Annotated in this window: 9 protein-coding genes; 8 read left to right on the top strand and 1 reads right to left on the bottom strand. The window is 29.5% G+C overall.

The window, feature by feature from the left end; all coding sequences use genetic code 11:
* Positions 1–438 precede the first annotated feature (438 nt).
* From L2Z92_RS15445 to L2Z92_RS15420, 6 genes are all read left to right on the top strand, one after another.
* Entirely contained in the window at positions 439–1,209 is a 771-nt protein-coding gene (locus L2Z92_RS15445) for a hypothetical protein (RefSeq protein WP_236455262.1), read from the top strand.
* Positions 1,210–2,760, top strand: a complete 1,551-nt coding sequence (locus L2Z92_RS15440) for a tetratricopeptide repeat protein (protein WP_236455260.1) — start codon at positions 1,210–1,212, stop codon at positions 2,758–2,760.
* 17 nt (positions 2,761–2,777) lie between these two features.
* Positions 2,778–3,944 carry a hypothetical protein gene (locus L2Z92_RS15435; protein ID WP_236455258.1) on the top strand — a complete coding sequence of 389 codons (1,167 nt, stop codon included), beginning with the start codon at positions 2,778–2,780 and terminating at the stop codon, positions 3,942–3,944.
* Positions 3,945–4,517, top strand: a complete 573-nt coding sequence (locus L2Z92_RS15430; protein ID WP_236455256.1) for a hypothetical protein — start codon at positions 3,945–3,947, stop codon at positions 4,515–4,517. It abuts the gene before it with no gap.
* A 35-nt stretch (positions 4,518–4,552) separates the two neighbouring features.
* Positions 4,553–5,311, top strand: coding sequence for a LuxR C-terminal-related transcriptional regulator (locus L2Z92_RS15425; protein ID WP_236455254.1), 759 nt, complete (start codon positions 4,553–4,555; stop codon positions 5,309–5,311).
* Between the two features lie 78 nt (positions 5,312–5,389).
* Positions 5,390–7,720 (top strand): TonB-dependent receptor, encoded by a 2,331-nt coding sequence (locus tag L2Z92_RS15420; protein ID WP_236455253.1) that lies wholly within the window; start codon positions 5,390–5,392, stop codon positions 7,718–7,720.
* A gap of 163 nt (positions 7,721–7,883) precedes the next feature.
* Here the strand turns inward: L2Z92_RS15420 and L2Z92_RS15415 are convergent, their stop codons facing one another.
* The gene (locus tag L2Z92_RS15415; protein WP_236455252.1) at positions 7,884–9,860 is read right to left on the bottom strand and encodes an endonuclease; all 1,977 of its coding nucleotides are present in this window, start codon (positions 9,858–9,860) and stop codon (positions 7,884–7,886) included.
* Positions 9,861–10,054: 194 nt separating this feature from the next.
* Between L2Z92_RS15415 and L2Z92_RS15410 the strand changes: the two genes are divergently transcribed.
* Together L2Z92_RS15410 and L2Z92_RS15405 are read left to right on the top strand one after the other, a co-directional pair.
* Complete coding sequence (locus tag L2Z92_RS15410; RefSeq protein WP_319800378.1) at positions 10,055–12,877, top strand: gluzincin family metallopeptidase; 2,823 nt, start codon at positions 10,055–10,057, stop codon at positions 12,875–12,877.
* Between the two features lie 180 nt (positions 12,878–13,057).
* Entirely contained in the window at positions 13,058–15,463 is a 2,406-nt protein-coding gene (locus L2Z92_RS15405) for an alpha-ketoacid dehydrogenase subunit alpha/beta (protein WP_236455251.1), read from the top strand.
* Positions 15,464–15,897: the final 434 nt, after the last annotated feature.

Raw genomic sequence — 15,897 nt, 5'->3', positions numbered from 1 at the left:
CTTTTAAATAATATTAATTTTTCTTAATATTAACAATTACTACACTAAATCAGTAACTTATTAATATATTTTTTGTATATTCGATTTTTATAAAACACTACTCTTAACTTCATTATTACGAAAATTAGTTTCTAAAAAAACATATTGAATGTAAAATACTCAGTACGATATTATTTACAAATAATAGGTTTTACTATATTTGTTGTGCTATAACTAAAATAATGAAAAGATTACCTTTATTCCATCTATACAATATCACTTTTTTAAGAGATTAATAAAAACAGTATAGACAGAATAAAAAATAGATTGAATTCTATATTCAACTATCTTCTTATTTAAAATTAGAAAATTAGCTTTATTGTATTGAAAAATTGTAACTACTTAATAAACAATAGTTACAAATTCAAAAAAAGTTAGAATTTAATAATTAAAAACAAAATGAGAAAATTTACCCTACTACTACTAGTGTTTACTTTAGCGAGTTGTAAAGACGACTCAGAAATTGACAAACCTACACCTGAACATATCCAAACAGAACAAAGTTTAAGTTTCAAAAGAAAAAAATATCAAAATGAAGCTATAATTTTAACTGACACAATCAAAATCTACGACATCAACAAAAATATAATTGATAAAATAACAAATGCATATGGAGAGATTATTACTATAGACAGCATTTCTGAAGAAAAAATAAATTTAAAACAGACAAATGAAAGATGTGATTTACACAATTTTATCTGGGTTAAGAACGAAAAATTTTCGGGTTGGATATATGGTAAGTTTGTATTTGAAAAAGAAAACAAAAATCGAGCAGTAAATTATACTATCGATTCTACTATATTTAAGTTTATTCCAACAAAAAACTTCAATATTGGCGTTTATGATGAAGAAATGGGAGAACTTTCATTCTGTAGCGATAACCAAAGTCCAATTCTATTCTATAATGGACGCGATAAAAAGTACGAATACATCAAGATTATTCAAGATAAAGAAATCTATTCAGAAAACTATCTTACTTTAGACACTCATGATGGTTGGTATGATGAAATAAAAAGCGTAATTTATTCAGACGGAGTATTAAATTTAGAAATCTATAGAGAGTATCAAGAAACCAATGTAACCATTGAAATAGAAATTTATCTAGATAAAAATCAATCTACCGCAAAAGTTTTAAAAGTAACAAAAGGAAAAGAAGAAAATACGTTTTAAATGGATAAAACATTTAAAAAGCAGATTAAAGAATATGCTCATAATTATGATATTACGCAATTAGATCATCTATATGAACTAACCAAAACTCAATATACTTCCAAAAAAGAGAGAAAACAGTTAGCCAAGAAAGGTTATTGTTCTCTTTTTTGGGAAATGAACTATGATAATGCCTGTGGAAAATTAACAGAAACTGGTATTTTTAATTTATTGCCAATGGTTGATAAAATGGAAGTTTTATTAGGCAAAAAACTATGGCGACCAAGAAGTGCAGCTTACAGTATTTTATTAGAACACTTGGTCGCAAAAAAGGATATTCAAATTGAAGAAATACTCAAGAATACAGTTTTTGCATTGGAGAATTTAAAATTAAAATCGCCTAATAGTGCATACGAAATTGATTATCAATTAGCGGTTACCTACAAAACGGTTTTGAAAACTAGCAACGAAAAAGCATTTAACTATTGGGAAAAAGCAAAACTACATATTGAAAATTCATTAGCATTGAATCTAGAACAGATTACGGCTTGGAGTTTCTATTTACAATTAATTTATTTTCCTTATCTTCAAAATGAAAGCAAAATATTTCTTTCAGAAAAAATTAATGACGCGCAACAAAATGAACAAAATAGAATTCAAGAAAAACTAGAGTCATTTACCAAAAACAACAAGCAATTACCATATTATTTTGCTGCTTCTTTTAAAGAACTTAAAGATCATTTAAAATGGTCTAAAATCGACTTATCCAACTTTCCTAACACAATATATCATTATTGGTTAGACAAATCTTTAAATTATTATCCTGAAAAAACAACCCGATTCGAAACCACAGACGCATCACATTTTTTTCATAATCAAGGATTAGAATACAGTAGAATTGATTTAATAGAAAAAGCAATACAATTGTATCAAAGAGTTATTGATGCCATTGATGAAAACGCATTTGAGGTTTATTATGTGGCAAAGGCTTGGCAGGATATTTCGAAAATTTACCTTCAACAGCAAGAAAATCTAAAAGCAGAAGAATCTTTACAAAAAGCAAAAGACTTTTACGAAGTTCACCTTACTTCTATTAAACAAAACCCTTCTACACATTCACATTATGCCGATTTTTTAGAATATTGTTATCTATATAATGGAAATATTGAAAAACCAAGTCTTAATGAACTTACAGAAATTATTTCGATAGTTGAAAAAGAGTCGAAAGGCTTCTATAGTCGACCGTATTTATATTTGATGCGTTTGTCTTTATATAAAAATAATGAAAACGAAGCCATTCATCACCTAACCAAAACATTAATTCTCCATGAACTTTGTATTAAAAATGAAGTTGATGAATTACTACAAAAATATAAGGACAGTAATTACCAAGAATTATATACTTTTCTTCAAGAAACAAAAGCTTTTATGTTAGAAATAACTGAAAATTACTATTTAGATACTGAATTAAAATGGGAAGAAATTCAGACAATGTCTATTGAAGCAATTAATGAATATTGGATAAAGAGAAAAGAACAGTTACGAAAAAGAAAACCTACATTTACATCTTAAAACGGACAAAAAAATAGATGAATACGCTTTTAATAAATCAAATTCAAAAAGAATTTAACAACCTTACAGATACATTTAGGCTTTTAGAAGAAACAATAACTAACTATGAAAAATTAGTTACAATGCTTTCTACACATAATCTATATGAAATTGAACCTTATTTTTCAGAAATAATCAACAAAACAATTCCAAAAGACGCTAAATTACTCATTGAAAGTGAAGATGATTATGACCCTGATTCAGATGATTTATACCACTTCAAAATTGATTTAGAAACACGAAAAACCTATTTCAAAAAATTAGATTTGGGAGGAGATATTAGTTATGATACTATTTATGAATATACCGATAATTATTACAAAAGTACAACTGTATATCGTAACACCGAACAACAAAAAGCCATTAAAATTTGCTATCTCAACTTCAAAGATGGAATGCCTTTCGAATATATTGAATGTTCAGAATATGGAGTAACCCAAAAGACATATACTTGCGAAAATAACTTAATAAAAAGCTATCAATATGAATGGCCAAATCAAAATCATCAGTGTTTTGGAGAATTTAGTTACGATTTAGAGTATAATATTTCACAAATTATTGAAAGAACTTCTGACGGACAAGAAAGAATAATCTATAATGCTATCAATAATGAAGAAAATATAGTATCTGTTTTAGCCCGTTTAGAAATTTTTTTAATAGAAGACATTGGGAATCAAATTTTAGAAAAAGTAAAAATAGACGAACCCGTTTATTGCGTTTTGTTTGAATATTCAATGCAAAACCCATTTCCACCAACACTTGCAATCGGATTAGTTTCAGAAATTGAAGAAAATTTAAAAGAAGAAGAGCTCATTGTGCATTATAATGCTCCTGATATGCATTATTTTTCAGAAGATGAAACTATTGATGTTGACTTCTACCCTTTAGAAATTCAATCTGACTACCTAAAGACAAGTGAAATATCAAATCGAATTGGTTGGAATGATGAAGATGCTTTTGACGAATGGAATCAACAAGTATTTAATCTTTATTTGAAAGTTTGCAAACGACTAATGCATTATGATTTTTCAAAATCATTTAAAAAATCTGATAATTTCCTTGTTATAGCAAGAGATTTTGAAGCTTGTAATGAAGAGGAATTTGGCAAAGAATTAATCCAGTATAAAACTTGTAGTAATTTATAGATGAAAAAATCACATGCCTTTATAATTATAGTAATAATTTCTATTTTATTAAGTAGTATATATGGAATTATTCACGATCAAATTACCTTTACAATATCTGAAGAATATTATACAAAATTCAAATTTATACAGTTTGGCTTAAACAATTGGAATATTGGTCAAGACATAGGAACCATATCTTCTCCTGAATTAAAGTTATATAACCCAAGATTAGGAGTTACAATAGTTGGAGTAATTGCAACTTGGTGGGTTGGACTCTTAACTGGATTATTACTTGGTTCAGTTGGTTTAATTCATGAAAATGGTAAAAAAATGTTATTCATAACTTTAAAAGCAATACTTATTACAACGGGAATTGCGCTTGTAATTGGTCTAATGGGTTTGCTTTTTGGTAAATTATTCTTAACTACTTCAACACCTAATTGGTATTTTCCAAATAAACTTATTCATAAAGACCGTTTTATAATGGTGGGTTCAATGCATAACTTTAGCTATATTGGAGGCTTAATTGGGTTAATCATTTCAATTAGATTCAGTTTTAAACAAAAGGGTAAACTTGAAATAAATACCTAATAAAAACGTTGTTATTATACTACAAATTTTAAAAAATGGAAGAAGCTTTCAATAATTATTATCAAACCATTCAGAAACAAATATTTGATGAATCTCTTTTAGATTATTCCATTTTTGAAAACCAAATTCCGTTTTTAAACCAAATGGCAACTATTAAAAATAGTGGTTTATCTGTGTTTGATTTTCATAAAAAAGAGCATATTTATAATTCCTATAATTTTAATGACCTTTTTGGATATGATTTAAACAAAATTGAGAACGAAGGAACTGAATATTACAATTCTAGAATTCATCCAGATGATATGTTAACTCTCCTTCAAAACGGAACTTCCTTACTCAACTATTACTATACATTACCAGAAATTGAAAGAAAAGATTACAAACTTCAAAACGATTATAGAATATTAAACGGTAATAATGAATATATTAGAATTATAGAACAACACTTAGTATTAGAACTCGATGCAAAAGGAAATATTTGGTTGGCTTTAAGCGTTATTGATGTTTCCCCAAATCAAACCTATTCAAACGGTGTCATTAGTCAGTTAGTCAATGTGAAAACAGGACAAACAGAAAATGTAAATGAAGTAAGCACCAATAAAATATTACTTTCCAAAAGAGAAGAAGAAATTCTAAGCTTTGTAAAAAAAGGTTTTCTAAGTAAAGAAATTTCAGATAATTTGTCCATTAGTATTCACACCGTAAATACACACAGACAAAACATTTTAAAAAAATTAAATGCAAACAATTCTTTCGAAGCCATAGAATATGCAATGAAACATAATTTAGCCTAACAATATACTGATAAATCAGTATTGTAGTCACCTTAATGCGTTTATAACTTTGTTCCTCATTCGATAAAGATTTAAACTATGTTTTTAAGAATTTGGATTACAATAATTGCTTGCTTTACACTTCAGCTATTGAAAGCACAAGAAATCAAGCAAAACATTAAAGGACAAGTTATTGATGCTTCTTCTTTAGAACCGTTACCATTCGTTAATATACTTGTTTTAAACACAACAGATGTTATTGGAACCGCAACAGATGAAAACGGAAATTTTGTTTTAGAGAATTTATCACCTGGACGCTATAATCTTCAAGCAACTTTCTTAGGTTTTGAAACAATAATTGTTAATGACATACTTCTCTCCTCTTCTAAGGAGGCACAAATTACTATTCGGCTTACTGAAAACATTGCTACTTTAAATGAAGTTATTGTTAAAGCAAAAGTCCAAAAAGAAAAATCAATTAATAAACAAGCCTTAGTGAGTGCCAAAATGCTAAGCGTTGAAGAAGCAAATAGATATGCAGGTGGATTTGACGATCCTGCTCGTTTAGCCTCTTCTTTTGCTGGTGTTGCAAGTAATATTGGTAATAACGCTATCTCAATTAGAGGAAATGCTCCCAAATTTACGCAATGGAAAATGGAAGGTATTGAAATTCCAAATCCAAATCATTTTGCTGACTTAGGTACTTTTGGTGGTGGTGGACTTAGTGCTTTAAGTAGCAATTTATTAGCCAATTCAGATTTTTTTACTGGTGCTTTTCCATCGGAATACAACAATGCGCTGTCTGGAGTTTTTGATATGCAAATGAGAAACGGAAACAATTCAAATCATGAACATACTTCTGAAATTGGATTAATTGGTATCGATTTCGCATCTGAAGGACCTTTAAGTAAGAACAATAACTCATCCTATTTAGTCAACTATAGATACTCAACATTAAGTTTAATTTCATCTTTACTACCTGATGAAGCAGAAGGAATAAAATACCAAGATTTAGCTTATAAAATTAAATTACCAACTAAAAGAACGGGAACATTCTCCTTTTGGGGAATTGGACTTATTGACACATCTGGTCAGGAATCTGAAAAAGATAGTCAATTATGGAACTATGAAGAAGATAAAGAAAAAGAAGTTGCCAAACAATATATGGGTGCAACAGGTATTAATAACCGTTTCTTTCTTAAAAATGGGGGTTCATTAAGTACTACATTAGCTCTTTCTACCAGTGGATTAAATTTTACTACACAACAATTAGACACCAATTTTGATTTACAACCGAAAAGTAAAATTGAAAACACCAATTATAATATCACATTCAAATCTATTTTCAATAAAAAGGTACACGCTAAATATTCCTATAAAGCAGGAATGAATGCTGTAATTATGAATTATAATTTATTCTTAGCTGAAACAATTAATAATTCTTATGAAAACTTGATTTCAGAAAAAGGAACAAGTACATTACTTTCTGGTTTTTATAACACAACATTATCACATCATAAATTTACCTTTAATTTGGGATTAAACACACAATTATTTACACTTAATAATAACAAAACTTTTGAACCGAGATTAGGAATTGCTTATCAAGTTAAAGAAAACCATGAAATTAGTTTTGGTTATGGACTTCACAGTCGTTTAGAAAATTTGAACATCTATTTCTCTAAACCGTTAAACACAAATGAACAAACGAATAAGAATTTAGATTTTACTAAAGCACATCATGTTGTATTAGGGTATAATTGGAACTGTTCTAATAATTTACATTTACGAATTGAACCCTATTATCAACATTTATTCGACGTACCTATTATACAAAACACAAACGAATCCCTAATTAACAACACAGATAATTGGTTCGTTACAGATACTTTTAATAATAAAGGAATGGCACGAAATTATGGTATCGATCTTATGCTTGAAAAATATATTACAAATGGATTTTATTATCTAATTTCTGCTTCAATATTCAATTCAGAATTTAAAACCACTAATAATGAATGGTTTAACACCAAGTTCAATAGAAATTTTCTTATCAATTGCTTAGCAGGGAAAGAATTCAAAACAGGAAAAGAAAACCAAAATTTATTTAGTTTAAACTTTAGATTAAGTTATCAAGGCGGAGATCGTTATTCCCCAATAGATGTTGCAGCTTCTGTTAACCAACAAGATGTTATTTACAATGAAAGTAATCCTTTTAGTTTGCAAAATCAAGCTAGTTTTGTATCACATTTCACAGCTAATTATCAATGGAATAAAGCCAAAACATCTCAAAAACTATCTTTAAAAATAATTAATGCTAATGGATATAAAGAAAACTTTGGACATCGATTTAATTTTACCAATCAAAGCGTAGAAATGTATCGAGAAGCAATCATCATTCCTAATCTGAGCTATAAAATTATGTTCTAGATGTATGTCTGTTTCTTTGACTAATATAAAAATTAAAAAATGATTACATCAATCATTGAATGATGTAGAAAAAGTCAAAAAAAGCATTTTTTTAATGCTCTATTTGACTTTTTTTATAAGTTTATTCCATTATTACAATGGAACAAGTGAGTTTAAAAGTGTTTTATCGAACAATTATTTTTCTAACAACACTTTCAGTACCATTCAAAACTTTTACCAAATAAATACCAGACGTCAAATCAATATTCAATCGAATAGCATTTTCGAAAGGTTTTTTATGCACTAATTGTCCGGTTAAAGTATATATTTCAACAGTAGCAGCTCCTTCAATTCCTGAAATCATTAAATAATCGGTTGTTGGGTTAGGATACACTTTTACATTGGCAGTAGAAAAATTCTGATTCGATAATGCAAACGACCAAGTATCTCCATAATTAGAACCAAACACATAATCTGCTAATAAAGGATAGTCAATAAAAGGATTACGATTTACTTGCCACGTATAAATATAATTATTACGATTCATTTCAAAATCATCAGAAGGATCGGAAGTATTCCATTGTAATAACGAAGCTAAATCCCCCAACTGATCGTCTGTACTGTCAGACGGATCACCGTTAACTAAACCTAAACTATTATATCGTACGGCCATATAAAAAAGCGCTCTTGCAACATCTCCATGCCAGCTTCCTTGACTTCCGACTGGTCCGTTATAATCCAATCCAAAATCTTTATTACTTCTAGCTGAATTTTCTGCTCCGTCTTCCACACGAATATGATGTGCATCTGCATGACCCGCTAAAATATCGTTTGCATTTGTAGGCAACCATACATTAATTCCGTCTGGATTAGAATCTGTTCCTCCAGAAAAACCTCCTCTAGATTGTGGAAAAATATGCTCTCTATTCCACACTCCAATATTACTAGAGCTAAACTGCTGATCTAGAATTGCAATTGGCGATTCAACATACATTTCCCAAACCTGATTTGAGTTTTCAGGATTTATATCTGATACCTTTAAGATGTCATAAATATCGCCATAATTATGTGCATGAACCACAGATGGATTTGCTATAATATCTTGAATAGCTTGTTTCAATGAAGCACCAGACAAACCTTCTAAAGAATCATAATAACCTGCTGGAATTGTTGGAGTAACTAATCCATAGGTAGGATTTAAAGGAGTCCCATACGTTTCAACAATATAATCGTTATCATAAATTCTAATAATTATATTATCGTTGCTAGAACTATAGCCAAAAGGTAGCGTTTGTACATCTATCAACATTTCTTCATCTCCTTCATTTGTTGAATCATCAACAAGTGTAAGTGTCGTACTTTCTGTAGTTTGACCAATTGGAATTGTAACAGTTAAACCTCCTCCACCAGAATAATCATTAACCATAAAATTACCATTAACAAGGGTAAAATTAATTATTAGATTTTGATTGGTTACAGGTGTATCTGTTGTAAAAGTAAGCATGAAGTTTTCTCCTTCTGTATAGAAAGCCTGATCTGTTGTAACAGTTACAAAATTAATAGTAACACCAGAACCGTCGTTATTGACTCCTGGAGTTGGATTTTTAACTTCATAAGTACCATCATTTTTTCGCTGAATCGATTGTGTATCTTTTTGCCCGTTTAGATTTTCATTTGTACAATATGTAATCCCTAAAATAGACATCATATTAGAAGGTTGAAATGAATTGGTTGCATAAGCAACTGCGTCTATCAAATTTGTTGCTGTAGCATTAGTATTCAATGGAAAATCGGAAGGATTACCTTGATATAAGGCAATAACATCAGGTCCGTTTTGAATAGTTCCATTTAAAAAACTCCCCATTGGAGAAGGAGAAACCATTGTGTTTCCAAAATGAGCAATACCGTTAACGTCTGTAGTAAATCCATCCAAATCGTAAGTAAAATAACTCACTGTATTTGAATATGGAGAAGAACTACCTGCATTAAACAAAACTAAAACATAGCCATCTAGAGAAAAATTTGCTGTAGAAGACTTCAATTCAATAAATTCGAGTTGATCGGTTCCGTCTGTATCAACGTCAATTTCATTAATCACAATTTGTGAAAAAGAAACATTAAAAAGCAAGAAAAGAGCTAAGGAAAGTAATTTTTGGAGCATAATAATTATCTTTAAATTCAAAGTTAGTTTATTTATTTGCTAAAAAACTATCTCGAATAGCTGTTTTTATTAACAAATCCTCAAAAAAAAGGAAATTGTAAAAGTATTTTGACATATTTAATAAATTATAGTACATTTAAAAGTAAACTAACGCAACTTTTCATTAAAATTGCAATCTTAAATAAAACAGTATTTTGAAAATCAAAAGTTTAATTTTTATATTCCTTTTTTCATTTGGCTTTGCCCAGCACAACTCTATTTTACAAGTTAGAGTAAATCCAAATGAAAAAATACTTCAAATTAAACAAGAGTTAACCTACGTAAATGCAACGGCAGATACAATTAAAACCATCGTTTTTAACGATTGGAATAACGCTTTCTCATCTAAAACTTCTGGTTTAGCGCGTCGGTTTTCTGATGAATTTATAAGAGCTTTTCATTTAGCTAAAGACGAAGATCGAGGATATACAAAAATTAATAATGCTTTCGATTCAAAATTTCAACAATTAAAGTGGCATAGAAATGAAGATCGTGTTGATATTGTTTATTTGGATTTAGTTAATCCGATTCTACCTTTTTCAAATCAAAAAATAACACTTTCATACATTGTAAAAATACCAAATGATCGATTTACGAAATATGGTTTTAATGATGAAGGCAGAATGTATCTTAAAAACTGGTTCCTTTCTCCTACCCGATACGAAAACAGACAGTTTGTAATTCAAAGTAATGAAAATTTAGATGATATTTCTAATGCTCCATCAGATTATGAAATTGAATTTGAAATACCAAAAAACTACACCGTTACTTCTGATTTAAACGCAAATAATGAGACAGAAGAATCTACCAAGGAAAATTATATATTTAAATTTAAAGGAAGTAATAAGTTTGATGTTACTGCTGTATTTACAACTAAACAAGAATTTGTTAATTATAAAAACGATATCATTGAGGTTTCTTCTAACTTTAATTCTAAAATAGAAGATGTAGAAAAAGCGGTAATTATAGATAAAATTACACGTTTTGTTAATGAAAAAATAGGAAAAAGTCCTAGAAATAAATTAATTGTATCTCAAGAAGATTATAGTCGTCAACCTTTCTATGGACTAAATCAATTACCATCATTTTTAAGTCCGTTTACAAATGAGTTCATGTTTGAGCTAATGTTTCTGAAAACATATTTAAACAACTACCTCAAATCTTCATTACAATTAACACCTAGAAAAGAACAATGGATCTATGATGGAATTCAGGTGTTTTTAATGATGCAATACATTGATGAGTTTCATCCAGAAAAGAAAATGACAGGAAGTTTATCTCAGTTTAAACTATTAAAATCTTTTCACTTTGTAAATTTAGATTTTAACCAACAATACAATTATTTATACATGTTAATGGCTAGAAAAAATCTAGACCAACCTTTAAATGAACCAAAAAACAGATTAATTAAATTTAACGAACAAATTGCAAACAAATACAGAGCTGGTTTAAGTTTTAAATATTTAGATAGTTATTTAGAAAAAGATATTGTTCTAAATTCAATTCAAGAATTCATAGAATTGAACAAAGAATTCCAAACCAACAAAATAGACTTTGAAACTATCTTAAAGAAAAATACAGAAAAAGACATTAATTGGTTCTTTAGAACATTAATAGAAACAAGGGAATTAATTGATTTTAAATTCGGAAAAATAACCAAGACTGAAGATAAAATAACTATAAAAGTAAAAAACAAAACAAATACTAATGTTCCAATCTCACTTTACCAACTTAGGAATGACTCTGTAATTTCAAAAATTTGGATAGAAAACATAAAAAAAGACACAATTCTTGTCTTTGATAGAGAAAATATAGATAAGTTCGTTTTAAATTATAAAAATGAAGTCCCTGAATATAATTTAAGAAACAACTGGAAATCATTAGGTGGTTTTTTATTCAACAACAGACCTTTAAAGCTGAATTTTTATACAGATTTAGAAGAACCTCATTTTAATCAATTATTCTATGTTCCAGAATTTGAATTCAATTTGTACGATGGAATCGCAATTGGCCCACGGTTGAATAATAAGTCATTATTAAACAAACCATTCAATTTTAGTGTTGCACCCTACTATTCTACAAATACAGGAAAAATAATAGGTAATTTTTCGGTAAGAGTAGATGATTATATTAGAGACGAAGGTAAACTTTACCGAATAATATATTCATTAAGTGGTATACAATCTCATTACGCACCAAACGCAAAATACACTCGTTTTATCCCTTCAATACAATTCCTTTTTAGAGATAAAAATTTAAGGACAAACAAAAAAGAGTTCATCCAAATTAGACAACTATTTATTGATAAAGAAGCAAGTTCAGCAGTAAAAGTAAATACTATAGCTTCTAAATATTCGGTTTTTAGTGCTTCCTATGGAAACATTCAATCCGAAAGTACAAAACACTTTAGTATTAATAATCAAGTTCAAATTTCCAATTCATTTGGAAACATCACAAGTGAAATAAACTATAGAAAACTGTTTGAGAATAATAGACAATTGAGTCTGAGATTGTTTGCTGGAAATTTCATTTATAGAAGTACTGGATCTAATTTCTTTAGTTTTGGTCTAGACAAACCAACCGATTATACCTTCCAAACTAACCTAATAGGGCGAAGTGAATCAACAGGATTATTTAGTCAGCAGTTTGTTAGTGAAGAAGGCGGATTTAAATCACGATTAAAAACAAGGTATGCAAACCAATGGATGACAACCATTAATGCTTCATTCAACATTTGGAATTGGGTACAAGTTTATGGTGATGTTGGGTTATTAAAAAATAAATTTATGCCTACCGAATTTGTTTATGATTCTGGTATACATTTAAATTTGGTTCCTGATTATTTTGAGCTATTTTTGCCAGTATATTCTAAAAATGGTTTTGAGTTAAATGATGATAATTATGGACAAAAAATTCGTTTTATAATTACAATAAGTCCAAAAACATTAATTTCTTTATTTACGAGAAAATGGTTTTAATTGAACATTTTCATTTTCTTTGAATTATCTTCAACAAAACTCATCTTAAAACCATATTTAATAGTATATTTTTATAAAAAATCCAATATTAATACTAATTATAAAAAAAATAAGCTTTTAGGTATTGCATTTTTATTGCTATTTAATTACATTTGTGGCAACATCAATATTTATATATCTATGAGTAATTCTGTCGCTAAAGAAACACTTTCATTTCAAGATTTCAAAACTGAAGTCATCAATGATTATAAAATAGCAATAACTAGTAGAGAATGTAGTCTTTTGGGACGTAGAGAAGTTCTTACTGGAAAAGCTAAATTTGGTATCTTTGGAGACGGAAAAGAAGTGCCTCAATTAGCATTAGCAAAAGCCTTCCAAAATGGTGATTTCCGTTCAGGATATTATCGCGATCAAACTTTTATGATGGCAATTGGAGCTTTAAATATTGAACAGTTTTTTGCAGGATTATATGGTCACACAGACCTTAATAATGATCCAATGAGTGCTGGTCGTCAAATGGGTGGGCATTTTGCAACACATAGTTTAGACGAAAATGGAAACTGGAACAACTTAACTGCGCAAAAAAATTCGAGTGCAGATATTTCACCAACTGCTGGGCAAATGCCGAGATTACTTGGTTTAGCACAAGCTTCTAAGATATTTAGAAACGTTTCTGGTTTAGAAAATCTAACTAATTTTTCTAATAAAGGAAATGAAGTAGCTTGGGGAACAATTGGAAATGCATCAACATCTGAAGGTTTATTTTTTGAAACTATAAACGCTGCTGGTGTTTTACAAGTTCCAATGGTAATGAGTGTTTGGGATGATGAATATGGAATTTCTGTACACGCAAAATATCAAACTACAAAAGAAAATATTTCGGAAATACTTAAAGGTTTCCAAAGAGAAGATGGTACTAATGGATATGAGATTTTAAGAGTTAAAGGTTGGGATTACCCTGCTTTGGTTGAAACCTATCAAAAAGCTTCCAAAATTGCTCGTACAGAACATGTACCTGTATTAATCCATGTTAATGAATTAACACAACCGCAAGGTCACTCTACTTCTGGAAGTCATGAAAGATACAAAAGTAAAGACCGTTTAGAATGGGAAACAGAATTCGATTGTCTTTCACAAATGAAGATTTGGATGATCGACAACAACATTGCAACTGAAGAAGAAATTGAAGAAATTGACTCTGCAACAAAAAAAGAAGTTCTTGCTGGAAAAAAAGCAGCTTGGGCAGCTTTTACTGCTCCAATAAAAGCGGAACAAGAAGAATTAATAAACATATTACAAGTTGTTGCCGCTTCAAGTAGCAATAAAGTGTTTTTAGAAAAATATAGCAATGATTTAGCGAGTCTAAAAGAACCAATTCGTAAGGATCTTTTAATTACAGCAAGAAAAGCATTGCGTTTAGTTATCAATGAAAGTGGAAAATCGCAACTTGGAAATTGGATAACAAACTATACTGAAAAAATTCAACCAAAATTTAGTTCTCACTTACATTCACAATCAGATACTAATATTTACTCTGTAAAAGAAGTAAAACCAACTTATGACGAAACTGCTGAAGATGTAGATGCACGTTTGGTTTTGAGAGATAATTTTGATGCCATTTTTGCGAAACACCCAGAAACATTAATTTTTGGAGAAGATTCTGGAAATATTGGAGATGTGAACCAAGGGTTAGAAGGAATGCAAGAAAAATACGGAGAATTTCGTGTTGCAGATGCTGGAATTCGTGAAGCAACAATTCTTGGACAAGGAATTGGAATGGCAATGAGAGGTTTACGACCAATTGCAGAAATTCAATACCTTGATTATTTGTTGTATGCCATCCAGATCATGAGTGATGATTTAGCAACACTTCAATATAGAACTCACGGAAGACAAAAAGCCCCTTTAATTATTAGAACTAGAGGTCACCGTTTGGAAGGAGTTTGGCATTCAGGTTCTCCAATGGGAATGATAATTAATGCTATTAGAGGAATTCACGTTTTAGTACCAAGAAACATGACTAAAGCAGCTGGTTTTTATAATACTTTATTAGAAACTGATGAGCCTGCATTAGTTATTGAATGCTTGAACGGATACCGTTTGAAAGAAAAAATGCCAACGAATATTGGTGAATTCAAAACACCAATTGGTATTGTTGAAACAATAAAAGAAGGTGCCGATATTACACTGGTTTCTTACGGTTCAACGCTACGTCTTGTAGAACAAGCGGCTAAAGAACTTTTAGAAATTGGAATTGACGCAGAAATAATTGATGTACAATCTCTTCTACCATTCGATATAAATCATGACATTGTTAAAAGCGTTGCAAAAACCAATCGTTTATTAGTAATTGATGAAGATGTTCCAGGTGGAGCAAGTGCCTACATTCTTCAAGAGATAATAGAAAACCAAAAAGCATATAACCATTTAGATAGCGAACCACAAACATTAGCATCGCAAGCCCATAGACCAGCATACGGAACGGATGGAGATTATTTCTCTAAACCAAGTGCAGAAGATATTTATGAGAAAGTCTATGCAATAATGCATGAAGCTAATCCGCTAAAATTTCCAAGTTTATATTAATTTTTTTAATATATCAATGCAAATTAAACCAAAAGAGACTTATTTATGAGTCTCTTTTTTATTTTTTGAACTTTTAAAACATTTCCTATGTACTAAAAACTACAGTAACCTACTATGTTGCACAGTGTAACAGTATCCATTACTATAGTAACCTACTATGATGCACAGTGTAACAGTAAACATTACTATAGCAACCTACTATAATGCACAGTGTAACAGTACACATTACTATAGCAACCTACTACAATGCATAGTGTAACAGTACCCATTACTGTAGCAACCTACTATGATGCACAGTGTTTTACTATACCCTGCAGCTGTAAACACGATATTGCACTTGCTTTTAAAAGGTTCAATTTTTAAAGTAGCACCACTACCTGTAAAAATTTAACACCCATAGGGGAATTTTAATCCTTTATGAGAAAAAATACTAT

The sequence above is a fragment of the Flavobacterium jumunjinense genome (assembly GCF_021650975.2).
GTDB lineage: Bacteria > Bacteroidota > Bacteroidia > Flavobacteriales > Flavobacteriaceae > Flavobacterium > Flavobacterium jumunjinense.
The sequence above is the reverse complement of the archived record's forward strand: the minus strand, read 5'-3'. Positions and strand labels throughout refer to the sequence as shown.

Excerpts from the sequence above, each read along its gene's own strand:
- L2Z92_RS15440 (WP_236455260.1), top strand. The coding sequence starts at position 1,210 with ATGGATAAAACATTTAAAAAGCAGATTAAAGAATATGCTCATAATTAT.
- L2Z92_RS15415 (WP_236455252.1), bottom strand. The coding sequence starts at position 9,860 with ATGCTCCAAAAATTACTTTCCTTAGCTCTTTTCTTGCTTTTTAATGTT.
- L2Z92_RS15430 (WP_236455256.1), top strand. The coding sequence starts at position 3,945 with ATGAAAAAATCACATGCCTTTATAATTATAGTAATAATTTCTATTTTA.
- L2Z92_RS15405 (WP_236455251.1), top strand. The coding sequence starts at position 13,058 with ATGAGTAATTCTGTCGCTAAAGAAACACTTTCATTTCAAGATTTCAAA.
- L2Z92_RS15420 (WP_236455253.1), top strand. The coding sequence starts at position 5,390 with ATGTTTTTAAGAATTTGGATTACAATAATTGCTTGCTTTACACTTCAG.
- L2Z92_RS15445 (WP_236455262.1), top strand. The coding sequence starts at position 439 with ATGAGAAAATTTACCCTACTACTACTAGTGTTTACTTTAGCGAGTTGT.
- L2Z92_RS15435 (WP_236455258.1), top strand. The coding sequence starts at position 2,778 with ATGAATACGCTTTTAATAAATCAAATTCAAAAAGAATTTAACAACCTT.
- L2Z92_RS15425 (WP_236455254.1), top strand. The coding sequence starts at position 4,553 with ATGGAAGAAGCTTTCAATAATTATTATCAAACCATTCAGAAACAAATA.